This window comes from Amycolatopsis acididurans (assembly GCF_012328925.1).
GTDB lineage: Bacteria > Actinomycetota > Actinomycetes > Mycobacteriales > Pseudonocardiaceae > Amycolatopsis_E > Amycolatopsis_E acididurans.
Map to the genome: position 1 here is coordinate 1 of NZ_JAAXLS010000012.1, position 23,737 is coordinate 23,737.

26 protein-coding genes are annotated in these 23,737 nt (G+C 69.8%); 13 read left to right on the forward strand and 13 right to left on the reverse strand.

Annotated features, from left to right (window positions below; all coding sequences use genetic code 11):
- Together HFP15_RS18765 and HFP15_RS18770 are read right to left on the reverse strand one after the other, a co-directional pair.
- On the reverse strand, positions 1-1,649 hold a 1,649-nt coding region (locus tag HFP15_RS18765), incomplete at its 3' end, for a thiamine pyrophosphate-requiring protein (protein WP_168517373.1).
- A gap of 60 nt (positions 1,650-1,709) precedes the next feature.
- A complete protein-coding gene (locus tag HFP15_RS18770; RefSeq protein ID WP_168517375.1) occupies positions 1,710-2,732 on the reverse strand; it encodes a Ppx/GppA family phosphatase in 1,023 nt (340 codons plus the stop codon).
- 52 nt (positions 2,733-2,784) lie between these two features.
- On the opposite strand from HFP15_RS18770, the gene HFP15_RS18775 reads away from it, so the two are divergent.
- The 4 genes from HFP15_RS18775 (at position 2,785) to HFP15_RS18790 (ending at position 5,944) form a co-directional block, all read left to right on the forward strand.
- Complete coding sequence (locus tag HFP15_RS18775) at positions 2,785-3,147, forward strand: SRPBCC family protein (RefSeq protein WP_168517377.1); 363 nt, start codon at positions 2,785-2,787, stop codon at positions 3,145-3,147.
- A 9-nt stretch (positions 3,148-3,156) separates the two neighbouring features.
- Positions 3,157-3,468, forward strand: coding sequence for a divalent-cation tolerance protein CutA (cutA, locus tag HFP15_RS18780; protein ID WP_168517380.1), 312 nt, complete (start codon positions 3,157-3,159; stop codon positions 3,466-3,468).
- Positions 3,469-3,532: 64 nt separating this feature from the next.
- Complete coding sequence (locus HFP15_RS18785; protein ID WP_168517382.1) at positions 3,533-4,813, forward strand: glycoside hydrolase family 1 protein; 1,281 nt, start codon at positions 3,533-3,535, stop codon at positions 4,811-4,813.
- A gap of 45 nt (positions 4,814-4,858) precedes the next feature.
- Positions 4,859-5,944, forward strand: coding sequence for an MBL fold metallo-hydrolase (locus HFP15_RS18790; RefSeq protein WP_168517384.1), 1,086 nt, complete (start codon positions 4,859-4,861; stop codon positions 5,942-5,944).
- Here the strand turns inward: HFP15_RS18790 and HFP15_RS18795 are convergent, their stop codons facing one another.
- Together HFP15_RS18795 and HFP15_RS18800 are read right to left on the reverse strand one after the other, a co-directional pair.
- On the reverse strand, positions 5,945-6,472 hold the full coding sequence (locus HFP15_RS18795) for a hypothetical protein (RefSeq protein WP_168517386.1): 528 nt from the start codon (positions 6,470-6,472) through the stop codon (positions 5,945-5,947).
- A gap of 11 nt (positions 6,473-6,483) precedes the next feature.
- On the reverse strand, positions 6,484-6,861 hold the full coding sequence (locus HFP15_RS18800) for a PPOX class F420-dependent oxidoreductase (protein ID WP_312871645.1): 378 nt from the start codon (positions 6,859-6,861) through the stop codon (positions 6,484-6,486).
- Positions 6,862-6,899: 38 nt separating this feature from the next.
- Between HFP15_RS18800 and HFP15_RS18805 the strand changes: the two genes are divergently transcribed.
- On the forward strand, positions 6,900-7,667 hold the full coding sequence (locus HFP15_RS18805) for a metal-dependent hydrolase (protein ID WP_168517696.1): 768 nt from the start codon (positions 6,900-6,902) through the stop codon (positions 7,665-7,667).
- Between the two features lie 158 nt (positions 7,668-7,825).
- On the forward strand, positions 7,826-8,380 hold the full coding sequence (locus HFP15_RS18810) for a TetR/AcrR family transcriptional regulator (RefSeq protein WP_168517388.1): 555 nt from the start codon (positions 7,826-7,828) through the stop codon (positions 8,378-8,380).
- On the opposite strand, the gene HFP15_RS18815 is transcribed toward HFP15_RS18810, so the two are convergent.
- The 7 genes from HFP15_RS18815 to HFP15_RS18845 all read right to left on the reverse strand — a co-directional run bounded on the left by HFP15_RS18815 (position 8,373) and on the right by HFP15_RS18845 (position 15,494).
- Positions 8,373-9,449 (reverse strand): hypothetical protein, encoded by a 1,077-nt coding sequence (locus HFP15_RS18815; RefSeq protein WP_168517390.1) that lies wholly within the window; start codon positions 9,447-9,449, stop codon positions 8,373-8,375. The two genes, HFP15_RS18810 and HFP15_RS18815, sit on opposite strands and share 8 nt — an antisense overlap.
- The gene (locus tag HFP15_RS18820) at positions 9,446-10,627 is read right to left on the reverse strand and encodes a hypothetical protein (protein ID WP_168517392.1); all 1,182 of its coding nucleotides are present in this window, start codon (positions 10,625-10,627) and stop codon (positions 9,446-9,448) included. The genes HFP15_RS18815 and HFP15_RS18820 overlap by 4 nt, the downstream gene beginning before the upstream one ends.
- A 2-nt stretch (positions 10,628-10,629) precedes the next feature.
- Positions 10,630-10,950, reverse strand: a complete 321-nt coding sequence (locus tag HFP15_RS18825; protein WP_168517394.1) for a type VII secretion target — start codon at positions 10,948-10,950, stop codon at positions 10,630-10,632.
- A complete protein-coding gene (locus HFP15_RS18830) occupies positions 10,950-11,369 on the reverse strand; it encodes a YbaB/EbfC family nucleoid-associated protein (RefSeq protein ID WP_168517396.1) in 420 nt (139 codons plus the stop codon). Before HFP15_RS18830 ends, HFP15_RS18825 begins: the two co-directional genes overlap by 1 nt.
- An 87-nt stretch (positions 11,370-11,456) precedes the next feature.
- Positions 11,457-12,920 (reverse strand): NAD-dependent succinate-semialdehyde dehydrogenase, encoded by a 1,464-nt coding sequence (locus HFP15_RS18835; protein WP_168517398.1) that lies wholly within the window; start codon positions 12,918-12,920, stop codon positions 11,457-11,459.
- Positions 12,921-13,008: 88 nt separating this feature from the next.
- On the reverse strand, positions 13,009-14,604 hold the full coding sequence (locus HFP15_RS18840; protein ID WP_168517400.1) for an ABC transporter permease: 1,596 nt from the start codon (positions 14,602-14,604) through the stop codon (positions 13,009-13,011).
- Positions 14,601-15,494 carry an ABC transporter ATP-binding protein gene (locus tag HFP15_RS18845; RefSeq protein ID WP_168517402.1) on the reverse strand — a complete coding sequence of 298 codons (894 nt, stop codon included), beginning with the start codon at positions 15,492-15,494 and terminating at the stop codon, positions 14,601-14,603. The genes HFP15_RS18840 and HFP15_RS18845 overlap by 4 nt, the downstream gene beginning before the upstream one ends.
- A gap of 93 nt (positions 15,495-15,587) precedes the next feature.
- Here HFP15_RS18845 and HFP15_RS18850 point away from each other — a divergent pair, with 93 nt between their 5' ends.
- Complete coding sequence (locus HFP15_RS18850) at positions 15,588-16,097, forward strand: GbsR/MarR family transcriptional regulator (protein WP_168517405.1); 510 nt, start codon at positions 15,588-15,590, stop codon at positions 16,095-16,097.
- On the opposite strand, the gene HFP15_RS18855 is transcribed toward HFP15_RS18850, so the two are convergent.
- Positions 16,069-16,644 carry a TetR/AcrR family transcriptional regulator gene (locus HFP15_RS18855; protein ID WP_168517407.1) on the reverse strand — a complete coding sequence of 192 codons (576 nt, stop codon included), beginning with the start codon at positions 16,642-16,644 and terminating at the stop codon, positions 16,069-16,071. The genes HFP15_RS18850 and HFP15_RS18855 overlap by 29 nt on opposite strands.
- 87 nt (positions 16,645-16,731) lie before the next feature.
- Between HFP15_RS18855 and HFP15_RS18860 the strand changes: the two genes are divergently transcribed.
- The 6 genes from HFP15_RS18860 (at position 16,732) to HFP15_RS18885 (ending at position 23,281) form a co-directional block, all read left to right on the forward strand.
- Positions 16,732-17,370 (forward strand): NAD(P)-dependent oxidoreductase, encoded by a 639-nt coding sequence (locus tag HFP15_RS18860; protein WP_168517409.1) that lies wholly within the window; start codon positions 16,732-16,734, stop codon positions 17,368-17,370.
- Between the two features lie 167 nt (positions 17,371-17,537).
- Positions 17,538-18,668 carry a C1 family peptidase gene (locus tag HFP15_RS18865; protein ID WP_168517411.1) on the forward strand — a complete coding sequence of 377 codons (1,131 nt, stop codon included), beginning with the start codon at positions 17,538-17,540 and terminating at the stop codon, positions 18,666-18,668.
- Between the two features lie 29 nt (positions 18,669-18,697).
- Complete coding sequence (locus HFP15_RS18870; RefSeq protein ID WP_168517413.1) at positions 18,698-19,264, forward strand: hypothetical protein; 567 nt, start codon at positions 18,698-18,700, stop codon at positions 19,262-19,264.
- A gap of 297 nt (positions 19,265-19,561) precedes the next feature.
- Positions 19,562-20,167: an RNA polymerase sigma factor gene (locus HFP15_RS18875; RefSeq protein WP_168517415.1), complete on the forward strand. Its 606-nt coding sequence runs from the start codon at positions 19,562-19,564 to the stop codon at positions 20,165-20,167.
- A complete protein-coding gene (locus HFP15_RS18880; RefSeq protein ID WP_168517417.1) occupies positions 20,164-20,643 on the forward strand; it encodes a carboxypeptidase regulatory-like domain-containing protein in 480 nt (159 codons plus the stop codon). The genes HFP15_RS18875 and HFP15_RS18880 overlap by 4 nt, the downstream gene beginning before the upstream one ends.
- Before the next feature lie 49 nt (positions 20,644-20,692).
- Positions 20,693-23,281, forward strand: coding sequence for a CHAT domain-containing protein (locus HFP15_RS18885; protein ID WP_168517419.1), 2,589 nt, complete (start codon positions 20,693-20,695; stop codon positions 23,279-23,281).
- On the opposite strand, the gene HFP15_RS18890 is transcribed toward HFP15_RS18885, so the two are convergent.
- On the reverse strand, positions 23,267-23,725 hold the full coding sequence (locus HFP15_RS18890; protein WP_168517421.1) for an SRPBCC family protein: 459 nt from the start codon (positions 23,723-23,725) through the stop codon (positions 23,267-23,269). The genes HFP15_RS18885 and HFP15_RS18890 overlap by 15 nt on opposite strands.
- Positions 23,726-23,737: the final 12 nt, after the last annotated feature.

Here is a 23,737-nt window from a genome sequence, read left to right on the forward strand (position 1 = left end):
GTTTCGGGGTCGCAGTGCACGTCGAGCAGGGTGGGCCGGTCCGTGGTCAGGGCCTCGTCCCAGGCGGGGCCGAGTTGGTCGGGGTTGTCCACGGTGATGGCGTGCAGGCCGAGGGAGTGGGCGAAGCCGGCGTAGGAGAGCTCGGGCAGGGATTGGGATTCCTCGAATTTGGGGGCGCCGCCCATGGCGCGTAGTTCCCAGGTGACCTGGTTGAGGTCGTTGTTGTGGAACACGCACACGACCAGCCGGGGGTCGGTCCACAGGTGCTGGTAGCGGACGATGGTGAGCAGTTCGGCCAGGCCGTTCATCTGCATCGCCCCGTCGCCTTCCAGGGCGATGACGGGCCGGTCGGGGTGGGCGAACTTCGCGCCGATGGCGTAGGGCACGCCGGGGCCCATGGTGGCCAGGGTGCCCGACAGCGACCCGCGCATCCGGCCCCGCATCCGCAGGTTGCGGGCATACCAGTTGGTGGAGGATCCGGAGTCGGCGGTGACGATCGCGTCCTCGGGGATCCGCGCGGAGAGCTCGTGCACCACCCGCATCGGGTTGACCGGGCGGGCCTGGACCATGGCCTGCTGCTCCATCGTGTGCCACCAGCCCGCCACGTTCTTCTCCACCGTCTCCCGCCACCCGCCATCCCGCTGGGGGTGCAGCATCGGCAGCAGGGCGCGCAGGGTGGCCTTGGCCTCCCCGACCAGGTTGACCTCGGTGGGGTAGCGCATCCCGATCAGGGAGGCGTCCAGATCGATCTGCACCGCCCGGGCCTGCCCGAACTCCGGCAGGAACTGGCTGTAGGGAAAACTCGACCCCACGATCAGCAGCGTGTCGCAATCACGCATCAACTCATAACTGGGCCGGGTACCCAGCAACCCGATCGCGCCGGTCACATACGGCAGATCATCGGGCAGCACATCCTTACCCAACAACGCCTTGGCCACCCCCGCGCCGGTGACCTCGGCGACCTCGCTCACCTCGCGCGCGGCGTTGCGGGCACCCTGCCCCACCAGCATCGCCACCCGGCTGCCCGCGTTGAGCACCTCCGCCGCCCGGGCCAGCTCATCCTCCGGCGGCACCACCACCGGATGCGGCCAGCCCGGCCCACTGGAAGGCACATGCTTGAACGCGTGCCGGGGCGGGCTGTAATCCTGCTCCTGCAGATCCGCCGGAACGATCACCACCGTCGGCGCGCGGCGCGCGGCCGCGGTCCGCATCGCCCGATCCAGCGCGTTGGGCAACTGCTCGGCCACATTCACCTCGACCAGATACTCACTGGCCACATCCTTGAACAACGGCTGCAGATCCACCTCCTGCTGATAATGCCCACCCATCGCCGTGCGCGCGGTCTGCCCCACGATCGCCACCACCGGCACATGATCCAGCTTCGCGTCATACAACCCGTTCAACAGATGAATCGCCCCCGGCCCCGAGGTCGCCAAACACACCCCCACCTCACCCGAGAACTTCGCAAACCCCACCGCCTCGAACGCCGCCATCTCCTCATGCCGCGCCTGCACGAACCGCGGCTCATTCCCCGCCCGGCCAAACGCCGTCACAATCCCATTGATCCCATCACCCGGATACGCAAAAACCTGCCCCACACCCCACTCACGCAACCGCCCCAACAGGAAATCCGCAACCGTCTCGGACATGGCTCCTCCTCGCGCTCGTTTCCCGCCCACGGACTACCCGTGCCGCGAGCGGGAAACACATCAGGCGTTCTTGCGGTCGGGCACGGAGCGCAGCACGGCTGCGTCCTCTGACGAGGTGATCGCGTTGATCGCCTGCAGCGGCATCAGTTCCTGGTGGATCTGCAGGCTCGCGAGGTGGTGCAGCATGATTCCCTCGCGCAGCGCCCACGGGCAGATGTCGACACCCTCGATGTCCAAAGTAGACATAGTGGCCTTCGCGACGATCGCGCCGGCGAGGATCTGCCGGGCCCGCGGCGCCGAAACGCCGCGCAGCCGGGCCCGTTCGGCCGCCCGCATGTCCGCGAGCTTCGGTATCCACTTGTCCAGGTCGTCGATGCGCAGACTGCGTTTCGCGAACGGTCCCTTCCGCTGTGGAGGCGCACCCGCCAGCCGCGCGAGCTGCTTGAAGGTCTTCGACGTGCCGACCGCGCGAGCGGGCACGCCCTCCCAGCGCAGCCGGTCGGCGACCTCCCGCAACATGCCGCGGACGTAGCGCTGGAGTTCCTTGACCTCCTTGCGGGACGGCGGATCGTCGTGCAGGAACCGGCGGGTCAGCCTGCCCGCGCCGAGCGGAAGCGACAACGTCAGCTCGGGTTCGGCGTCGCGGCCGAGCGCGATCTCCAGCGAGCCGCCGCCGATGTCGAGCAGCAGCAGGCGGCCGGAAGACCAGCCGTACCAGCGGTGCGCGGCGGAGTAGGTGAGCCGGGCTTCGTCCTCACCGGTGAGGTACTGCGGCCGGACCCCGGTGCGTTCCTCGATGCGGCCGAGGATGTCGTCGCGATTGGCGGCGTCCCGGATGGCGGAGGTGGCGAACAGGAAGAGCTGTTCCACCCGGTGTCTTCGGGCCGCCGCGAGCGTCTCGTCGACGGCGTCGACCACGCAGGACACACCCTTTTCCGAAACCTGCCCCGATTCCTCGATCTCCTCGGCGAGTCGCGTCGGCTCCTTCACCGCGAGCGCGGGCAGCGGCGGCGCACCCGGATGGGCGTCGACGATCTGGAGCTGGGCCGAGTTCGAGCCGATGTCGAGTACGCCAAGTCGCATGAGAGATTGATTACCCGTTTAAAGCGAGGCCAACCAGGCTAATTAGGTAGCCATGCGTACTGTGCACTACACGGCCACCGCCGATCTGCCCGCCGATGAGGCCTTCGCGTTCATGTCGGACGCGCCGAACCTGCCGAAGTTCCTGCCGGAGGCCACCGAGCGAGCCTGGGTACAGGCCGACGGATCCGCGCGCCGTCTGTTGTGGGGCACCGAAAGCGACAGCGACGACCACGGCGAGCTGCGTGTCCTGGACCGGGGGCCGGAGAAGTGCGAGATCGACATCTCGCTGCGGACGTTGCGTGAGGACACCGACAAGGTGCAGGCGCAACTGGCCGAGGCGGTGGGGGCGTTGACGCACAAGGCCAGTTCGGACGCCGACGCGAACGCCGCCGAACCCGGCACCGGCTGGGTCTAATCTGGCCTCATGCATGTGATCGTCACCACGACGACGGACAACGAGCAGGCGGCCCGCGACCTCGCCGCGAAAACGGTCGAGGCGCGGCTGGGTGCGTGTGCGCAGATCGTCGGCCCCATCACGAGCGTCTACCGCTGGGAAGGTGAGGTACAGACCGACACCGAATGGCGCGTCGAGGTGAAAACCGCGGCGGACCGGGTCGAGGCACTGGTCGGGCTGCTCAAGGAACACCACACCTACGACGTGCCGGAGATCATCGCGACGCCGATCGAGGGCGGTAACGTCGAGTACCTGGCGTGGCTGGTGACCGAAACACGCTAACTCCATAACGCCGCTCGCGGTCACTCGTTGACGCAGCGTGGCCGGAAACGTAAATCGCTTTCACATGCTGCGCCGAGCGCTCGTCGTCGTCCTGATCGCGCTGTTCGTGCCGCCCCAGCCGGCAAGCGCGGCCGAGCGGTTCTACTGGGGCGTGGCCACGGCCGGCTACCAGTCCGAGGGCAGCGCGCCCGACAGCAACTGGTCCCGCTACGTCGCGAGCTCCACCAGCGTCGACCCGTACGCCAACGCCACCGATTTCCGCCACCGCTACCCCGAGGACATCCGGCTCGCCGCGGGCATGGGCGTCAACACGTTCCGCTTCAGCGTCGAGTGGGCGCGCGTCGAACCGCGGCCAGGCGTGTGGGACGAGGGGGAGCTGGCCTACTACGACGACGTGGTCAACCGTATCCGCGCCGCCGGCATGACACCCATGATCACGCTCAACCACTGGGTCTACCCGGCGTGGACGGGCGGATTCGCGAAACCGGCCACAGTGGACGGTTTCCTGGCCTTCACCGCGAAGATCGCGCAGCGCTACCGCGATCTCGGGGTGCTGTGGGTGACGTTCAACGAGCCCGTCGCCTTCCTCACCGAGGAACTGCGGATCGGCGCACTAAACCCGGTCGAAATCCCCGTGTGGCAGGCCAACGTCGTGCGCGCGCACCGCGCGGCCTACGACCTGGTCCACCGCATCGATCCGACCGCGAAGGTGACCAGCAACCAGGCGTACTACACGGGATTCAACGCCGCGACCGACCTCGTCGTGATGGACCAGATCCGGGACAAGGTCGACTTCATCGGCTTCGACTACTACTACGGCGCGAGCCTGGACAACCTCACCGCGGTCAACGCGGGCACCGGCGATCTGTGGAAGGTCAAGCTGCAGCCCGAAGGGATCTACGACGCCCTTCGCTACTACGCCGACCGGTATCCGGGAAAGCCGCTGTACATAGTGGAAAACGGGATGCCGACCGACAACGGCAAACCCCGCGAGGACGGCTACACGCGTGAAGCCGCGCTGCGTGACTCGATCTTCTGGGTGCAGCGCGCGAAGGCCGACGGCATGAACGTGATCGGGTACAACTACTGGAGCATCACCGACAACTACGAGTGGGGCAGCTACCGTCCGCGCTTCGGCCTGTACACAGTGGACGCCCTAACCGATCCGTCGCTGACCAGGAAACCGACCGCCGCCGTACCCGCCTACCGCGAGGTGATCGCGCACGGCGGCGTCCCCGAGGGCTACCGCCTGGTGCAGGGCCCGTCCACGTGCTCGCTGGTCGATCCGCCGCTCAGCTGCCTCGCACCCGCGGACCCGAACGGGCCACTCGCCCGTCTGGGTTAGATCGAACCCGGGGAACTTCCGCGTCCGGCAGGTAGTTTTGCAAACATGGCGAAAAGAATCCGGTGGGCGGTTCCAGCGTTGCTCGGCGCGCTGGCCCTTGCGGCGTGGGAGATCCCGTTCGCGTTCGGGGGCAGGCCCGACCTCGAGGTGATGAGGCGATCAGCGCAGTTCCGTGACGGCCGCTTCCGCAACCTGGCGCCGCCGGTCACGCCGAACGCCGACACCGGCCGCGGCCTGCTGCGCGAAATGCTCTTCGGCGGGCAGAAGCGCCGCCCGAGCGGTCCGGTGCCGCTGGTTCCGCAGCGTCCGGACCGTCCCGGCACCGGCCTGCACATCACCTGGTACGGCCACGCCTCGTCGCTGATCGAACTCGACGGCACCCGGGTGCTGGTCGATCCCGTGTGGGCCGAGCGCGTGTCGCCGTCCCGGCTCGTCGGGCCGCGCCGGATGCACCAGCCGCCGCACGAACTGGAGCAGCTGCCCCGGCTCGACGCCATCATCGTTTCGCACGACCACTACGACCACCTCGACGTCAGCGCGATCCGTACCCTCACCCGCACCCAGCAGGCGCCGTTCGTGGTGCCGCTCGGCGTCGGCTCGCACCTGCGGCGCTGGAAGGTGCCCGCGGACCGGATCATCGAGCTGGACTGGCACGAGAGCACCGAGATCGCGGGCGTGCGGATCACCGCGGCCGACGCGCAGCACTTCTCCGGCCGCGCCTTCACACGCAACAACACGCTGTGGGCTTCGTGGATCATCGCCGGCGAGCGCCGCCGCGTCTTCTACACGGCGGACTCCGGCTACTTCGACGGATACCGCCGCATCGGCGAGAAGTACGGCCCGTTCGACGCGGCACTCGTGCAGATCGGCGCCTACCACCCCGCGTGGCCGGACATCCACATGACACCGGAGGAGGGCGTCGCGGCACACCTCGACGTCCAGGGCGGCCTGCTGATCCCGGTGCACTGGGCCACGTTCCGGCTCGCGCTGCACGCCTGGAACGAGCCCGCCGAACGCGTGTGGCGCGAGGCGAAGGCGCACGACGTGCGGTTGGCCGTACCGAGGCCGGGGGAGCGGATCGACGTGGACGACGTGCCGCCCATCGACCCGTGGTGGCAGGCGCTGGGCTGATCAGCGCCTCGGCGGTCGGGCCTTCTCCGCGGCCTCGTTGATCTTCGTCATGGTGTGGTGGCACCAGAGTGCCAGCGTGGGCTCGGTTTCCGGCTTGCCGACGATCTCGCAGGCGAGCAGGTGGTGGTCGTAGAGCGCATGCAGCCACACCTCGACCTGCTCCGCCGTGCCGAGCTGGACCAGACCGCCGAGCACCGGCAGTTCGCCGAGGAACGCGGTGTGCGTGTCGCGGATGCACCGCGTCAGCTCGGCGTCCACCTCGGCCACACCCTCGCGCAACGCGTCGATCAGCGACCGCTGCGAAGCCCGCCACACCAGGGGATCGCGCAACTCGAAACCGTCCCACGGGCCGAGGGCGTCGCCCCATTCGTAACCGGTGATGCGGTCGGTCGCGGTGTCGATCACGGACTCCGAGCCGCGGCGCAGTACCGGAATCATCGCCGGTTCGATGACGCCGACCACCGTGTGCCCGGCGACATCCCACGTGGTGCCGCCGGTGAACGGGCTGTCGAACCGGCTACCGGCCATATCCGGTGACGCTAGCGCATTCCGAGCGTGCGATCGATGCGGATTTCCAGGACCACGCGTTCGGGGTTGGGCCGCGGCTGCCTTCCGTAGCGCGCGGCGTATCGCTCCTCGGCGTCCCGCACGGAATCGGCGTCCTCCCGGACGACCGCGACACCTTCCAGGGTCGAGTAACGCCGCCGGTCCACCTGGCACACGGCGACCCGCGCGCCGGCCTCGCCCGCCGCGCGCACGTTGCGTGCCTTGACACTGCCGCGCGAACAGATCACCCGCGCGGTCTCGAACTTCTCGTCGACGGTGACCCCGACCGGCACGACGTGCGGCGATCCGTCCGGGCGCGACGTGGTGAGTGTGCTCAGTAACCGTTCCCGCCAGAAGTCGTGCAACTCCACCGTTTTCCTCCGTTCTTCGGGCAAGATCGTGCCTCATGATGGGCCGTACGCACGCACTGACCGGATGGTGTGCCGGACTCGCGATCGCTCCCGCGGTCGGCGCCGGCACCGTCCACCAAGCGGTGGCTTTCGCCGCCACCACAGCGGGATTCGCGCTCCTGCCCGATCTCGATCACCCCGGCGCGGGCGCGTCGAGGCTGCTCGGCCCGGTCACCGGTGCCCTGTCCTGGGTGCTGCGGAAAGCGTCGGCGCTGCTGTACGCGCTGACGAAAGGCCCACGCGACGAACGCGGCAAGGGCACGCACCGGCACATGTCGCACACCGTACTGTTCGCCGCCGGACTCGGCGCGCTGACGATGTGGGGCACGCGGGCGGGCGGCTGGTACGTGGTCGCCGGGGTGGTGCTGTTCGGCCTGTTGCTCGCCGCGGACGCGCTGGGGGACTGGCTGCTGCTCGTCGCGGGCGGCGCCGTCACGTGGTGGGCGCTGACCGCGAGCGCGGCCGGTGAACTCGCACAGCTCACCGGCTGGCTCGGCCTCGCCGTCGCGGTCGGGTGTTTCGTGCACTGCCTCGGCGACGCGCTCACCGAATCCGGTTGCCCGTTCCTGTTCCCGATCCCGATCGCGGGCGAGACCTGGTACGAGCTGCGGCCGCCGGGATTCCTGCGGTTCCGCACCGGCGGCCGCGTCGAACGGCTGGTGATCGCGCCGCTGTTCCTGATCGGCGCGCTGGTTCTGCTGCCCGGCGTGATCGAGGCACTCGTCTCGATCTACGACCGCCTGTTCGGCCCGGCTCCGGTCACCTGAACGCGGCCGCGGTGCGTGCCGCCCAGTCGAACACCGCCGCAGCCTCGGTCCGCTGTCCGCGTCGCCGGCGCGGTGGTCCGAGGCGAACCTCGACGACGTGGCTCGTGCGCGCGCCGCGTACGACGAGGCCGGGCTGCCACGCGCCTAGAATCGGCAAGATGAACGGTCCCACCGCGAAACCGCCGTTGCGCGCCGACGCGCGCCGCAACCGCGCGCGCGTGCTCGCGGCCGCGCAGGAAGCGTTCGCGGACGAGGGCCTGTCGGTGCCGCTCGACGAGATCGCCCGCCGTGCCGGGGTCGGCGCCGGCACCGTCTACCGGCACTTCCCCAGCAAGGAGTCGCTGTTCGAGGCCGTCGTGCTGGACGGGGTGGAACGGCTGAGCGAGCAGGCGCGGGAACGGCTGACCGCGGCCGAGCCGGGACCGGCGTTCTTCGAGTTCATCGAGATCGTCGCCGAACAGGCGATGCTGAACAAGGCACTGTGCGAGGCGCTCGAATCCGCCGGCGGCAGCCTGTCGCACACGCCGCACACCGATTTCCGTGCCCTGTTCGGGGAATTGCTCCGCCGCGCACAGGCGGCGGGCGCGGTGCGCCAGGACCTCGAACCCGAGGACCTGACCGCACTGCTGGCCGGTTACCTGGCGATCAACCGCCAGTCCTCGCCGGGCCGCGCCCTCGGCCGTGTGCTCACCGACGGTCTCCGCGCTACTTGATGCCGAACCGGCCGGTCCGCGAGCTCGCGCCGTGCCACAGACGCGGCGCGAACAGTTGCACCGCCTCGGCGATGCGCTCGGCCGAGCGCAGCTGAGCGCCCAGCGCCAGGTCGAGATTTCCGTCCTTGGCGTGCACGACGAGGTGCGCCGTGGTGCGCGAGTTCGACAACGCCGATCCTCTGACCACAGTGGACTGAGTGGTGATCGAAGAGATCGAATCCCACGGCAGGATGCGCGACTGCCCGCCGGGATCGCTCCACATCAGCGCGTACGGGTCGAGCACGACGTGGCGGCTGCGCGCGAGCATCGGCACACTCGCCACGATGGCCAGCGCGACCAGCAGGAACGGCACGCCGATGATCCCGGCCGCGACACGCATTCCGGCCGGGGCGCCGGCGCTGAAGGCCCCGACGAGCGCGACGATCCCGAAGAACGCCGCGAGCGCACCCCCGACGAAGGCCTGGCGCGCCGAGGCCAGGCCGGTGTTGACGACCACCGGACGTCCCGGTGCGGGCTGCGGGATCACCCGCGGTGCGATCTCCGGTGCGGCGACGAGCACGTCCCATCCGGTCGCCGCGGGCCGCTGCCAGTCGCCCGGTGCCCCGTCCCGGATCGCCTCCGCGATACCCGGGCGGCGGCGCAACCGTGCCATGCGCCCGGCGTTGTCGCGCAGCGGAACGAGCGTGCCGCTGCCGGGCAGCTCAGGGGCTTTCGGATAGCAGATCAGCGTCAGCCCGAAGCGGGGATCCACCCCCTCGTCGGTATGTACGCCGAGCGCGGCCAGGTCTGACCAGCGCACCGCGAAACCGTCGCCCCCGCGTGACTCGCATCGGACGCCCTCGGCGTCCACGACCAGCTCGCGCGACCACACCAGGTTGCGCCATCCGGCCAGCCGCAAGGCCGTGATCAGCAGGAACAGTACGCCGAGCACGATCATCGGCACGGTGAGCCAGCCGCTCCAGTCCATCACCGAGCCGAGCAACACCAGTCCGGCACCGATGATGACGAGATTGATCGCGACCGCGACCTGGTCGAGTTTGGCCTGCCTGCCGAGCCGGAACCGGGTCACTCGCCTGCTCCGTGTTCTTTCTCGTAGGCCTCGGCCGCTTCGCGGGACCGGTCGGCCTGCTCGTTGGCCTGGCGCCTGCCTTCGAGCACGGTCGCGATGAGATCGCCGGAGTTCGGCGCGGTCACGTGCCCCTCTTCGCTCCACTTGCCCAGGTTGAGCAGGCTCTTCTCCAGCGGGTTCTCCTTGGTTTCGCCGGACGCCTCGCGGATCTCCTGCGCCGTCTTCTTGGCCTCGGCGGCTTCCTTGGCCTCCTTGCCGGCCTGCTTGAGGTTGTTCGCCGTCGATTCGATCTTCGTCGCGGCGTCCAGGCTCTTGTCGGCGATCTTGTCGGCGGTCTTGCCGATCTTGGCCAGCGCCTTGGCGGCCGCCTCGATCGCGCCCTTGGACTTCTCCGCGTTCTTCGCGAGCGCGGTGAGCCGCTCGACGATCTTCGCGATCCGGGTGCTGATCTTCTCGGCGAGGATTCCGCCCTCGACGACGGTGTCGGCGATGAACGCGGCGATCGTCCCGCCGAACGAGCACCACGACGTCGCCAGCGCGGCGAGACCCTTGACGATCAGTTCGCCGACGAACTCGGAGATCATGTCGCGGATCAGGCCGCGTTCGGTGCCGACGATCGCCGCGCCCACCTGCATCGCGGTGGAGGCACTCTTCGCGTGGCCGGCGGCACCACGCAGCGCGTCGGCGTAGCCCGCCGCGGTCTGCTGGTAGGCGGCCGCGCCGTCGCCGCCCTTGTACGACTCGCCCGTCTTCGCGGCCGACTTCTCGTAGGACTCGGCGGTCTTGGTGAGCTGTTCGGAGACGTTCTGCCAGGTCTGCGCCTTGGCGGTGACCGCTTCCGGGTTGCCGGCGAGCTTGTCCAGGCCGTCCTTGAGGAAGCTGATGTGTTCGATCAGGAACCCGACGCCCGCGCTGGCGAGCGTGCCGAGCGGATCCATCGCGGCCCCGAGCAGGTCGAGACCGTCGGTGGCCACGTCCATGGCGGCGTTGCCCCAGTCGCCGTCGGAGAAGTCCTTCACGGTCGTCGCGACGTCGTTGAACAGGCCGGAGCCCGCGGTCTGGGCCGGCAGGTTGTCGACGGCGCTGGCGCCGTCCTTGCCGGTGTTGGTGAACACGCCGGAGGAGGATTCGGACTTCGCGACGAGCGGGTTCTCCTCGGCGGTCTCGGTGGAGGTCATCGCTAGAGATCCTTCCCGATCGCGGTGAGCGCCGCCTTCGACTTGTCCTCGTGGTCGGACAGCGCCTCGTGCGCGTTCTTGACCTTGTCCGCCAGGTCGTGCCCGGCGTCGCCGAGGCCCTTGACGAAGCTGGTCGCGCTGTGAATCCAGTACTCGATACCGGCCGCGACGACCTGCCCGACCAGGCCGAACGCGTTCATGTCACCGAGTCCCTGCGCCGCGCCCGTCGCGTCGATCGCCTGGTGCACCTGTTCGGCGACCTGGTCGACCTCGGGCGCGTGCGCGGCGAGTGCCTGCAGGTCGACCTCGTAACCGCCCGCCATCACCAGCTCCTTCGCAGCAGAGGACCGGAACCGTCTTCGTCGTCGCCGTCATCCTGCGCGCGGGGCCGCTGGCGTGGTTGTTCCTCGGGCGCTTCCGGCGCGGGAAACTGTTCGCGCAGGAATTGCATCGCGTCGCTGTCGGTGCCGACGACCGGCGCCATGATCTCGGTGATCTGGGCCGCCGCCTGCGCCTGCGCGCGCTGTGCGGTGGCGAGCACGACGGCCGCGAGCCGCTCCAGCGGCAGTTCGCGTGCTTTCGGCCCGAATGCGAGATTCTGCAGCGCGCCGCTGGCATTGACGGTCACGGTCGCCGCACCGTCCTGACTGGACAGAGTGGCCGACAACTGCTGAAGACGGGCCTTGGCGGCCTCCGCTTTGCGCGTGATGTCCGCTATTGCCGCGTTTCCGGGCGAATTCATGCTCACTCTGATGCAGCTAAGCGGAAACGGGTTCCCCGGGCAAGCGGGGAATTATTTGTCCGGTTGATTCGGAAAACCCCGGAATTGTTACGAATTTTCCTTGATCGCCAGCGCCAGGTACTTCACGTCGAGGTACTCCTCGATGCCCTCGGCGCCGCCCTCACGGCCGAACCCGGACGCCTTCACCCCGCCGAACGGCGCGGCAGCGTTGGAGACCAGCCCGGTGTTGACGCCGATCATCCCGGTGGCCAGCCGTTCGCCGACCCGCACCGCGCGGTCGAGGTCGCGCGTGAACAGGTACGCGACGAGCCCGAACTCGGTGTCGTCGGCCAGCCGCACCGCCTCGTCCTCGGTTTCGAACGTGGTCACCGGGGCGACCGGGCCGAACACCTCCTCGTGCAGGATGCGCGCGTCCGGCGGCACGTCGGTGAGCACGGTCGGCGCGTAGAAGTACCCGTCGCCGTCGAGCGCCTTGCCGCCGGTCGTGGTCTTCGCGCCGCGGGCGAGCGCGTCGTCGACCAGTTCGATCACCTTGTCGCGCTGGTCGGCGTTGATCAGGGGGCCGACCTTGACCCCGTCCTCGGTACCGTGCCCGACCTTCATCGATGACATCTCCTCGGTCAGCCGCCGCACGAACTCGTCGGCGATCGAGGCCTGCACGTGGAACCGGTTCGCGGCGACGCAGGATTCGCCGTTGTTGCGCATCTTCGCCGTCACGGCGCCCTTGACCGCGTCGTCCAGCGACGCGTCCTCGAACGCGAGGAACGGCGCGTTGCCGCCGAGTTCCATCGACATGCGCTGCAGGTTCGGCGCGCACTGTTCGACGAGCTTGCGGCCCACCTCCGTGGAACCGGTGAACGACATCTTGCGGATCCGCGCGTCGGCGAGCGCCGGGCCGACGACACGGCTCGCCGAGGTCGCGGGCAGCACGCTGAGCACACCGTCGGGCAGCCCGGCTTCGCGCAGCAGCCCGGCGAGGTTCAGCATCGACAGCGGCGTCAGCTGTGCGGGTTTGACGATCATCGTGCAGCCCGCGGCGATCGCCGGCCCGAGTTTGCGCGTGCCCATCGCGAGCGGGAAGTTCCACGGCGTGATCAGCACGCACGGCCCGACCGGATGCTTGGACACCAGCATCCGCCCGCCGCCGCCCGCGGGGTTGCGCCCGTACCGGCCGTCGACGCGCACGGCCTCCTCGGAGAACCAGCGGAAGAACTCGGCCGCGTAGGTCACCTCGGCGCGCGACTCGGCGAGGCTCTTGCCCATCTCCAGCGTCATCAGCAACGCGAGGTCCTCGGCGCGGTCGGTCATCAGCTGCCACGCGCGGCGCAGGATCTCGCCCCGTTCGCGGGGCGCGGTCGCCGCCCATTCCCGCTGCGCCGCGACCGCGGCGTCGATGGCCTCGCGCACGTCGGCGTCCTGGGCGTCGGCGACCTCGCACAGCTGCCGCTCGTTGCCTGGATCCCGCACCGCGAACCGGCTCCCGTCGGCGGCGTCGCGCCACCGGCCGGCGAGGAAGATCTGCTTGGGCATCCGCTCGATCAGCTCGTTCATGTGCCCCGATTACCCGCGCCTGCCTGGGCGTATGCATGAAAAGAGCCCGGGTCCCCCGACAAACCCGGGCTCTTTCCCCCTGGTGCGGTTACCCGATGTCGCGGCGCCGGAAACCTGCCATGCCTGCGGCCAGTGCCACCAGCGCGATTCCGGTCAACCAGAGCAGCGGCGTGGCCGTGAAGTGGGCACTCGGCAGTTTCGGGATGTGCGTGAACGGGGAGATGTCCAGCACGATCTGCGGAAGCTGAAGCACCGGGCCGTACAACGCCAGCGCGAGCGAGAGCGAGGCCACCGACCAGCCCGCCATCGCGTACCTCGGCACCAGCCCGACGATGAGCACCGACAGCCCGACGACGACCCAGACCGCGGGCAGTTGCGCCAACGCGGCACCGAGCACCGCGGGCAGCTGACCGCTGACGTCGCTGACACGCAGTCCGTGCAGTAATCCGGCCGCGGTCCCGCCCACGACGAGCAGCAGCGCGCTGCCCGCGAGTGAGAACACCAGGTGGCTGCCCAGCAGCTCGAGCCTGCGGACCCTGGTCACGAGCAGGGGTTCCAGGCGGACCGCGGTCTCCTCCGCACGGATCCGCAGCGTCGCCTGGACGCCGTACATCGCGGCGATCATGCCGAAGATCGAGACGATCGCGGCGAGGAAGGCGTCCACCATCGCCGACGCGCCACCCAGCCGCTCGAACATCTCCTTGGCCTGCGGGCTGTCGCCGACCACGTCGCCGATCCCGGCGGCCATCGACCCGAACAACGCGCCCATCACGGCGAACCCGGCGAGCCAGCCGGACAACAGGCCCCGGTGCAGCCGCCAGGCGAGCCCGAACGACGAGCGCAGCCCTGCCGCGGCGACCGCCGGGCCCGGCCGCGCCGGAATGATGCCCATGCCGATGTCCCGCCGCGGGAGCAGCGCGTACGCCAAGCCCGCGCACGCGATCGTCGCCGCGAACAGCAGGAGCAGCACCCACCACCGTTCCCCGGCGAACGGGCGGACCTGCGAGACCCAGCCGATCGGCGAGAGCCACGACAGCCAGTGCAGGTCGGTCGCCGCGTCGCCGATCGCGCGGAGCAGGAAGGCGGCGCCGACGACGGCCGAGGCGAGCCCGTTCGCGGTGCGCGCGTAGGTCGCCAGCTGTGCCGCCACCGCGGCGACCGCGCTGAAGAACCAGCCCGCCAGCGCGATGCCGAGCCCGAACGCGATCGAGCCGGCCGCCGGCGCGCCTCCGGCCGACAAGCCGACCGCGGTGATGAGCCCGGTGACCGTCGCGGCGAGGCCGGCGGTGGTCAGGCCCGCGGTGAGGCCGGCGAAACGGCCGGTGACGGCGGAGGACAGCAGCTCCTGCCTGCCGGTGTCCTCCTCCTGCCTGGTGTGCCTGGTCACCGTGAACACGCACACGAATGCCAGCACCAGCGCGATGAAACTGCCATAGCGCCACACCACGAAGCCGGCCGCGGTGGACAGGTCGAACGCGGGGCCGTAGAGCAGGCTCAGCGAAGGGTTCGCGCCCATCGTCCTGGTCAGCGAGGCACGGGCGGCCGCGTCCGGGTAAAGGCTGTCGTACAGCCCCATCGTGGACGCGGGCAGCACACCGAGGATGACCACCCAGATCGGCAGCACGATCCGGTCGCGTCGCAGCGCGAGCCGGGTCAGCTGCCGCGTTCCGACGAGATCGTTCATCGCGCGCTCGTCTCCGTGTAGTGCCGCAGGAACAGCTCCTCCAGCGTCGGCGGCCGGCTGGTCAGGCTGCGCACACCGACGTCGGTCAGCTGCCGCAGCACCTTGTCCAGGGCGTGCGTCTCGACGTCGAAACGGACCCGCGTGCCCTCGACCTTGAGGTCGTGCACATCGGCCAATGTGGACAGTCCGTTCGGATGGCCGGCGAGTTCGGCCGTGATCGACGTGCGGGTCAGATGCCGTAGGTCGGCCAGCGTCCCGCTTTCCACGACGCGGCCGGTGCGGATGATGCTGACCCGGTCGCACAGCGCCTCGACCTCGGCGAGGATGTGGCTGGACAGCAGTACCGTGCGGCCCTTCTCCCGTTCCTCCTGGATGGCGTACTGGAAAGTGGCCTCCATCAACGGGTCCAGCCCGGAGGTGGGCTCGTCGAGCACGAGCATCTCCACATCGGACGACAGGGCGGCGACGATCGCCACCTTCTGCCGGTTGCCCTTGGAGTAGGTGCGCCCCTTCTTGGTGGGGTCGAGGTCGAAGCGTTCGATGAGTTCCTTGCGGCGACGCTGGTCGAGCCCGCCGCGCAGCCTGCCGAGCAGGTCGATGACCTCGCCGCCGGACAGGTTGGGCCACAGGTTGACGTCGCCGGGCACGTAGGCGAGCCGCCGGTGCAGCGCCGCGGCGTCGCGCCACGGGTCACCGCCGAGCAGGCGGACACTGCCGGAGTCCGCGTGGAGCAGACCGAGCAGGACGCGGATGGTGGTCGACTTGCCGGACCCGTTCGGCCCGAGGAAGCCGTGCACCTCCCCAGTCGCGACTCGCAGATCAAGGCCGTCGAGGGCCTTGGTCGACCCGAACGACTTGTTCAGGCCGGAGATGGAGATGGCGTTGTCCATGCACGTGAAGTTACAGTGATTTCATGAAGTTGTGAAGTTAGGAAAACGTATGGATCTAGTGAAGCGTTCAAGCGGCTAAGGGAGAATGAACCCATGTCCAGCCGACCTCAGTCCCAGCGCGACCCGGCCCCGGTGCCGAAGGAGGCACTGCCCTTCGTGGAGAAGTTCGCCGTGCTGCTGAACAACGCGGGCCTCGGCCGGATGCCGGCCCGCGTGTTCGCGGCCACACTGGCGAGCGCACACGGCAGGCTCACCGCGGCCGAGCTCGCCGAGACCCTGCAGATCAGTCCCGCCGCCGTGTCGGGAGCCGTCCGCTACCTCGTGCAGGTCGGGTTCCTGCAGCGCGGCCGGGAACCCGGTGCGCGGCGGGATCACTTCGCCTTCGACGTCGGCTGGTACGAGATCGTCAGCCAGAAGGACAGCACCTACCGGGACCTGGCGCAGGCCATCGACGAGGGCGCCGCGGCCGTGGGCCCCGAGACCGAGGTCGGCAGGCGGCTGGCCGAGACTCGCGACTTCTTCGAGTACCTGGCCAAGGAGATGCCGCTGCTGCTGGCGCGCTGGCGCGAGCAGGCTATCGAACGCCGTTCAGAAGCGTCCTGACCAGGCTTTTCGCCAGTCCGTCCAGCATATCGGGACTCGGCTCCTCCCCGTCGAAGTGGAGCAGGAACGCCTGCTGGAAGCACGCGCCGAACAGCAGCGCGGCCATCGCGTCGACATCCGCCGAGCGTGCCAGTCTGTCCAGCTTCTGCTCCTCGCGCAGGTACTGCGCCAGCGCGGCCAGTGGGCGTCGCGGACCGGCGTCCAGTTCCTGGAGTGCGCTGCGATGCGCGGCGAGCAGTTCCCGGGTGGAGAACACCGAGGCGGCGATCGGAAAGCTGCGGGCGTAGAAGTCCACGGCGGCGCGGGTGAACCGGGTCAGGTTCGCCCGCACGGTGCTCTTGCCCGCTTGGCCGTCGAGAACGCCGAGCGGAGGCAGCTGTTCCGACAGCACGCCGAGGAAGATCTCCGTCTTGTCCCGGAAGTGCTTGTACAGCGCGGCTTCCGAGAAACCCGCGGCACGCGCGATCTCCTTGGTCGTGGCCCGCGCGTAGCCCTGCTCGCGCATGATCTCCGTGGCCGCGGCCAGTATCCGCTCGCGCGTGCCCATTCTCAGTCCGTTCTCAGTGTTCGCTTGACGGTTGGTGAGTACACACTAACCATAGCGGGTGAGTGAACACTAACCGATGGAGGCGACATGAAACTCACGGTGTTCGGGGCGACCGGCGGAACGGGTGTCGAGGTCGTGCGGCAGGCACTCGCGGCGGGACATCAGGTCACAGCGGTGGTCCGCGATCCGGCACGCCTGGATGTTCCCGCACACGCACGGCTCGACGTGGTGACCGCCGATGTGCTCGACCCGCCCTCGATCGAATCCGCGATCAGCGGACGGGACGTCGTCATCTCGGCACTCGGTCCGCGCGGCCGTGGCCCGACGACCATCTGCCGGGACGGCACGGAGGCGATCATGGTCGCGATGCGAAGGGCCGGCGTGCACAGACTGATCGTGGTCAGCAACAGCGGCATGCACACACAAGGTGACGGTTTCTTCACTCGCGGGATCGTCAAACCCATTCTGATCCGGGTCCTTCGCGAAGGTTATGCCGATATGAGCGCGATGGAAGAGCGGGTGGGGGTGAGCGGTCTGGATTGGACGATCGTCCGCCCGCCTCGGCTGACGAATTGGGCGCACAGCGGACGAATCGCCAGCAGCACCAAGGGCAACGTGCGGGGCAGTTTCACCATCGGCCGCGCCGATCTCGCCGACTACCTGCTGCGCGCCGCCTCCGACGACAGTGTCATCAGGACGGCCGTGTCCGTCGCCACGGGGAAGTAGTCCCGGCCACCCGGGGCGCTCGAACGGCCGTTCTCTTGCTCTGAACGGGTGAATCGACGCCCGTTCGACCAGGCTCTTCGAAAAAATCCTCAGCGGTGTGTATCTGAGCGGCCCCCTCGTGCGTCATAGCTGGCGTCGGCTGAACAGGTAGCCCGCTTGGAGGATGCATGAGCTGCGAGGAAGAAATCGCGGCCATTCGTGATTCCCTTGCCACGGTTGGGGATCCGTGGCAAGCCGGGGAGACCGTGCTCAGCAGGCTGGGGGCCGAGTCGCGTGCTGTGCGACTGGGGGTGCCGGCCCCGAGCGCGGCCGAGGTCGAGGCCAGGGCGGATCTGCCCGGCCGGATGGCCGAGGCCGCGCTCGGGACCGCCGGGCAGAAATGCACGGCGGCCTACGCGCCGACGGGCACGTTGCCGCGGTCGTTCGATCTGCGCGAAACCTGCGACGGTGACTACGTCACGCCGGTCAAGGACCAGGGGGAATGCGGTTCCTGCACGGCGTTCGGCGTGATCGCGGTGCTGGAGGGCACCGCGGCCTACAGCAGGCGCAGGGCCGGGCTCGACCTGGACCTGTCGGAGGCGCAGCTGTTCTTCGGGCACGCCGCCGAGCACCATCTGACGAGCACCAGCGGCTCGTGGCCGGACGACCTGCTCGGCGAATGCGTGTCCGAAGGCGTCACGTTCGAGAATTACTGGCCCTATCACGACACCGGCGGCGGCTCGCTGCAGCCGGGCTGGCGGCACCATCTGGTGCGCGCCGAGCAAATCGTCGACCTGACCCGGGATCCGGCCGCGATCAAGCACCACATCTACGGCTACGGCCCGGTGACCGCGTGCATGGTGGTCTACGACGACTTCTTCCACTACGCGGGCGGCGTCTACCGGCACACCACCGAGGAGACCAGCGGCGGGCACTGCGTCGCGCTGATCGGCTGGGACGACGAGCACGGGTGCTGGATCGGGAAGAACTCGTGGGGGACCGGCTGGGGTGAGGGGGGCTACTTCCGGATCGCCTACGGGGAGGCGTATCTGGAGGACTATCCGGAGGCGAGGCCGACCACGCTCGGCTGCACCGGCGCCACACTGCGCGCGTGGTTACCGCCACAGCGCGCGCTCGGCCTGCACGTCCGGGCGCAGGACGTGTGGGCGAATCTGGAGAATCTGGGCTGGACCAGACTCTCGCAGGGGATGAGCGGTGCGCACCAGCTCGCACTGCTCGCGGACGCACGGGCCGGTGGCTACCCCGTCGTTCCGTATGTCGAGCACGACGAGATTCGCATGGTCCACACCGCTTTCTGAGCTTTCTGTCGAACAGGGGAGTCGAACCGATGACCAACACCGAGCAGGAACCAACCGACCTCGACACCGCGGCCGAGCAACTGGCGAAGGAGGCGGCGACAGGCGTCGCGCCGACGGGCAACTGGGAGCCGAACACTCCGCCGCCGGTGGCTGCGCCGACCGGGAATTGGGAGCCGAACACGCCGCCGCCGGTGGCTGCGCCGACCGGGAATTGGGAGCCGAACACGCCGCCGCCGGTGGCTGCGCCGACCGGGAATTGGGAGCCGAACACGCCGCCGCCGGTGGCTGCGCCGACCGGTAACTGGGAGCCCAACACCCCGCCGCCCAACGGCGCGGCGCCCGCCCCGACTCCGGCCCCGGCAGCGCCCGCCGCACAGGGTGCCTGGGTGTACGGACGCCAGATCACGCAGCTGTTCGCCTCCAGCACCCATCCCGGTGTCTGGGCGTTCGTCGGGGGCGTCGGCTGGCGGCGTCTCGCGTCCTCCGAGGTCGGCCGCAGCCCGCTGACCACGCTGGCGCTGCTGGCCAAGACCAACGGACTCGCCGTGTCCTACCACGAGGACGCCTACGGCCAGATCGACGAGCTGCAGGTCTGACATGAGCTGGTGGTGGCCGGCAGCCGAGGGGGCCGCCGGCCGCCACCTCCCGGCGGGTCGCGCTGCGATCCGAAGGGGTGTGGTGGCCGTTGGGGGAGCGGTCACTGGGTTGAGGGGGGCGAGCCGGCCGGCACTTCGTCACGGAGCGTCGGCCGGCGTTTCCTCGACCGGCGCGGACTTTGGGCCATCCGAGTGAAGCACGTATCTGGTGCCATCGAGCTTCCTCACCTCTGTCAAGGAGCGAGATACTGCCAACGCCGAACACGAGGAGAACCACTGAGAGCGGGGGCGAATGCGGTGACGGAGGTCCATACCGCGGAAGCTGATCCTCCCTGGGAGGGCCTGGCAGGCGCCGAGCTTTTCGCGGCCTGCCTGCGTGCCGCGCGCGAAGGCAACAGACAGGGAATGAATCGGCTGGTCAGCGAGCTGACCCCGCTGGTGTGGAACGTGGCCAGAGGGCAGGGCCTGGACACGCACGCCGCCGAGGACGTGGTGCAAACCGTGTGGCTGGCGCTGTTCAGCCATCTCGATCAGGTGCGCGAGCCCAAGGCGCTGGCGGGCTGGCTCGTCACGACCGCGCGGCACGAGTCGCAGCGCGTGCACGGCCGCAAGGCGCCGCCGGTTCCGCTGACCGACGAGCTGGCGGAGACCGTGCCGAGCACCCTGCCGGCCCCCGAGGCCGAGGTGCTGCGCGGCGAACGCGACCGGCGCATCTGGCGCGCGTTCGCCCAGCTGCCGCAGCGCTGCCAGGAGCTGCTGCGGCTGACCGTGCTCGCCGGGCGCGCCGAATACCGGATCGTCGCGGAGGCGCTGCGGATACCGCGCGGCAGCATCGGCCCCAACCGCGGCCGCTGCCTGAAGACGATGCGTGAACTACTGGACATCGAAGGGGGCAGCGCATGAGAGAACACGGAGCGCCGGAGGGCGGCGCCCACCCGGACGACGAATCGCTGCTCGCCGACCTCGGCCGAGTCATCGCCACGTTCGATCCGCCACCCCCAGGGCTGGTCGAACGGGTCCAGTTCGCGCTGGAACTCGAGAATCTCGACGTCGAGGTCGCGCGCTGGGAGCGGGCGGGTCTCGCGGGCGTACGCAGCGCGGTGGACCAGGGCACCATCACGTTCACCGTGAGCGACCTGACCGTGATGATCAACCTCACCAGGACGGGCCGCTGCCACCGGATCGACGGCTGGCTGGTGCCCGCGGGGCGGTACGACGTAGAGGTCCGCGTCGCCGAACACGGTTCCTCGGCCACGACCGCCGACGAGGGTGGCCGGTTCGTGCTCGACGACGTGCCGAGGGGAACCACCCAGATCGTGGTGTCGATACCGGACACGCGAGGGCGGCGGACCGTCGTCACACCCGCCGTGGTGCTGTAAAACTCACCGGCCGCACACGATCGCGTAAGAGTGTGCTCAGATAGGGCCTGTGGCAGGGCATCCTTCTCGCGTCGACCGCATCCTGGCGGCGGCCGAGGGGCTCTACCAGCGGGCCCGCAACGCCGCCGTCGACCACGGTCCCGCGGACGCGGCGAGGCTGTTGAACCAGTCGCTGCGCGAACTCGACCGGGCCGGGGCCGAGCGCCCGGCATGGCTCGCCCTGCGTGCGCGTGTCCTGATCAGCCTCGCCTCCGCCGACGCCGAGGTCACCTCCTTCAAGGCCGGTCTCGCGCATCTCGCGGCGGCACGGGCGGTGCTGTCCCAGCTTCCCTCCGGCGACGAACGCGCCGACCTCGAGGCGGTCGCCGAACTCCAGCGTGCCGTGGTGTTGTTCCGCGTCGGCAGGCTCGAGGACGCGCTCACGGTGTTCAACGCGGTCCTGCCCAAGCTGGACCGCGACTCCGCGGACAACCGCTTCCGGTTCACCGTCAATTTGCTCAACCGTGCCTACGTGCACTTGCGGATGAGCCATCCCGACGCCGCGCTCGCCGATCTCAACCGGTGCCTCGAACTGACGGTGGCGCACGGCCGCAGGCATCTGGAAGGCAAGGTGCGGCACAACCTCGGCGACCGGGCGCTGCTCGTCGGCGACATTCCCGAGGCGCTGCGGCACTACGAGGAGGCGGCGCGGATCTTCGAGGTCGAAGGTCCTGGCTCGCTGCCGCTCGTGCGGCTGGACCAGGCGCGGGCGCTGCTCGCCGCCGGTCTCGGCGAGGAGGCGTCGCGGCACCTCGACGAGGCGTTGCCCCGGTTGCGTGCGAACAAGCTGATCCAGGACGTCGCCGAGGCCGAGGTCGCCCGCGCGGCGGCGGCGATACTGGAGGGCGACTACGAGCTCGCGCGCCGCCACGCCGGTGCCGCACAACGGCGTTTTCTCCGGCGTGGCAACGAAAGATGGGCCGAGGTCGCCGCGCTCGCCAAGCTGCGCGTCAACGCGATGGAGGCGTTGAGCGGTGCCCGCCGCCCGCCCCGGCGGCTGCCGCTCGAACTGGTCGAGCACGCCGGGCACCTCGCCGAACTCGGACTGCGCGACGAGGCGGCCGCGGCGCGGTTGCTCGCGGTGCGGCTGCATCTGCGGCGCGGCGCGGTCGAAGCGGCGGAGGAGCAGCTGGCCCAGGTGCCGAGGCCGCGGCACACCACTCCGGTCGACCACGTGATGCTGCTGCGCCTGTGCCGCGCGGAACTCGCGGTGGCACAACGAAATTCACGTTCGGCACTCGCGCAGGCGCGGGCCGGGCTGGCGGAACTGAGCCGCGTCCGGGACCGCATGGGCGGACTGGACCTGTTGTGCGGCACCGCGGTGCACGGCCAGGAGCTCGGCAGGCTCGCGGTCGGGCTGGTCCTCGACGGGGCACGCGGGCACGCGGGCGCGCGGCGGTTGCTGGCGTGGCAGGAGCTGACCCGCGCGCAGGTCTACCGGTACGAGCCGCTGCCGGCGATCGCCGATCCGGTACTGGCGAAGCTGATCATGGAGATGCGCAACGTGCAGCGAACCGCCCAGCAGAACCGGTTGGAGGGCAAGCCGGTCGGCGCGCTGGAGCAGCGTTACGTTCAGCTGCAACGGGAAGCGAGCAGGCTCGGCTGGTACACCAGTCCCTGGGGCAGACCGCGCCCGGTGTCGCCGCCGGAGGAGGTGACCGGGCACCTCGGCGACCGGGTGCTGGTGAGCATCATGGGCCACGGCGACGAACTCGCGGCCGTGGTGGTGCGCGACGGCCGGTTCCGCCTGCTGCGCCTCGGTCCGCTCGCGGAGGCCGTGGAGATCACCAAACAGCTGCACGCGGATCTGAACGTGCTGGCACCGGACCACCTGCCCGACCCGCTCGTCGCCGCGGTGACCGCGTCCGCGGAGAAACGGGCGAAACTGCTGGACGAGCTGATCGTGCGGCCACTGGCCGAAGCGATCGGCGACCGCGAACTCGTGATCGTCCCGTTCGGACCGTTGTACGCCTTGCCGTGGTCGGCTTTGCCGTCGCTGCGGGGCCGCCCGATTTCGATCGCGCCGTCCGCGACGGCCTGGGTCAGCGCGGCACGCGACCGCACAGCCGAACCGGTGCTGCTCGTCGGCGGGCCGGGGGTGCCGGGCGCGATCGGCGAGGTGCGGGAGCTGCGTTCGGTCTACCCGCAGGCGAAACTGGTCGACGGGGCGGACGCCACCTCGGGAACTGTTCTGTCCGCTTTGGACGGTACGGGGCTGGCGCACCTGGTGGCGCACGGAGCCCACGAGCCCGCGAACGCGTTGTTCTCCCGGCTGGATCTCGTCGACGGTCCGCTGTTCGCCCACGAGACGGCGCGGCTGGACCGGCCGCCCGAGCACGTCGTGCTGGCCGCCTGCGAACTCGCGATGAGCCACATCCGTCCGGGCGAGGAAGCGCTCGGTTTCGCCGGTGCCCTGCTCGCCGGCGGTTCGCGGGCCGTCGTCGGCGCGATCGCCCGCGTGGGCGACCGCGCCGCGGCGGAGGCGATGACCGACCTGCACCGCAGGCTCGCCGCCGGCACGTCGCCGGCGCACGCACTGGCCGAGGCCGTCGCCCCGGACCCGCTCCGCAGGCCGTTTCTGTGCCTAGGCGCCGGCTGAGCCGCGTTCCGCCGCGCGCACGAGCCGTGCGGACAGGAAGAGGATCGCGCCGCGCAGGAGCTTGTGCGCGACGGGACCGGTGCGGGGCAGTTTCTCGGTGAAGCTGCCGCGCCAGCACAGGTCCGTGCCGCCGGTGCCGTTCGGGGTGAACAGCACCTCGGCGCGGTAGTTGTCGACCGGGCCCGGGCGCGAGAACGTGTACACGTGGCGGCGGTCCTGCTCGTATTCGACGGTCTCTTCGAACATCAGCAGCGGCCACAGCCCGACCCGCCGGACGGCGCCGACGCCACCGGGCGGGTTGGCCCACTTCTCCCATGCCGACTGCACGATCAGCGGCTTGGCCCACTCCGACCAGCGAGCACCGTCGGTCTCGAGGCGGAACAGCGTTTCCGGGGCGGCGGTGCTCGTGCGCTTCACTTCGAAGGAGTAGGTCTTGCCTGGCATCGGCGGCCCTTC

Bases quoted from the DNA above. Each gene is read 5' to 3' on its own strand.
- HFP15_RS18835 (WP_168517398.1), bottom strand. From the start codon at position 12,920: ATGAACGAGCTGATCGAGCGGATGCCCAAGCAGATCTTCCTCGCCGGC.
- HFP15_RS18805 (WP_168517696.1), top strand. From the start codon at position 6,900: ATGGGCCGTACGCACGCACTGACCGGATGGTGTGCCGGACTCGCGATC.
- HFP15_RS18880 (WP_168517417.1), top strand. From the start codon at position 20,164: ATGAGAGAACACGGAGCGCCGGAGGGCGGCGCCCACCCGGACGACGAA.
- HFP15_RS18770 (WP_168517375.1), bottom strand. From the start codon at position 2,732: ATGCGACTTGGCGTACTCGACATCGGCTCGAACTCGGCCCAGCTCCAG.
- cutA (WP_168517380.1), top strand. From the start codon at position 3,157: ATGCATGTGATCGTCACCACGACGACGGACAACGAGCAGGCGGCCCGC.
- HFP15_RS18855 (WP_168517407.1), bottom strand. From the start codon at position 16,644: ATGGGCACGCGCGAGCGGATACTGGCCGCGGCCACGGAGATCATGCGC.
- HFP15_RS18845 (WP_168517402.1), bottom strand. From the start codon at position 15,494: ATGGACAACGCCATCTCCATCTCCGGCCTGAACAAGTCGTTCGGGTCG.
- HFP15_RS18795 (WP_168517386.1), bottom strand. From the start codon at position 6,472: ATGGCCGGTAGCCGGTTCGACAGCCCGTTCACCGGCGGCACCACGTGG.
- HFP15_RS18865 (WP_168517411.1), top strand. From the start codon at position 17,538: ATGAGCTGCGAGGAAGAAATCGCGGCCATTCGTGATTCCCTTGCCACG.
- HFP15_RS18825 (WP_168517394.1), bottom strand. From the start codon at position 10,950: ATGGCGGGCGGTTACGAGGTCGACCTGCAGGCACTCGCCGCGCACGCG.
- HFP15_RS18775 (WP_168517377.1), top strand. From the start codon at position 2,785: ATGCGTACTGTGCACTACACGGCCACCGCCGATCTGCCCGCCGATGAG.
- HFP15_RS18790 (WP_168517384.1), top strand. From the start codon at position 4,859: ATGGCGAAAAGAATCCGGTGGGCGGTTCCAGCGTTGCTCGGCGCGCTG.
- HFP15_RS18860 (WP_168517409.1), top strand. From the start codon at position 16,732: ATGAAACTCACGGTGTTCGGGGCGACCGGCGGAACGGGTGTCGAGGTC.
- HFP15_RS18820 (WP_168517392.1), bottom strand. From the start codon at position 10,627: ATGACCTCCACCGAGACCGCCGAGGAGAACCCGCTCGTCGCGAAGTCC.
- HFP15_RS18870 (WP_168517413.1), top strand. From the start codon at position 18,698: ATGACCAACACCGAGCAGGAACCAACCGACCTCGACACCGCGGCCGAG.
- HFP15_RS18840 (WP_168517400.1), bottom strand. From the start codon at position 14,604: ATGAACGATCTCGTCGGAACGCGGCAGCTGACCCGGCTCGCGCTGCGA.
- HFP15_RS18850 (WP_168517405.1), top strand. From the start codon at position 15,588: ATGTCCAGCCGACCTCAGTCCCAGCGCGACCCGGCCCCGGTGCCGAAG.
- HFP15_RS18830 (WP_168517396.1), bottom strand. From the start codon at position 11,369: ATGAATTCGCCCGGAAACGCGGCAATAGCGGACATCACGCGCAAAGCG.
- HFP15_RS18810 (WP_168517388.1), top strand. From the start codon at position 7,826: ATGAACGGTCCCACCGCGAAACCGCCGTTGCGCGCCGACGCGCGCCGC.
- HFP15_RS18890 (WP_168517421.1), bottom strand. From the start codon at position 23,725: ATGCCAGGCAAGACCTACTCCTTCGAAGTGAAGCGCACGAGCACCGCC.
- HFP15_RS18785 (WP_168517382.1), top strand. From the start codon at position 3,533: ATGCTGCGCCGAGCGCTCGTCGTCGTCCTGATCGCGCTGTTCGTGCCG.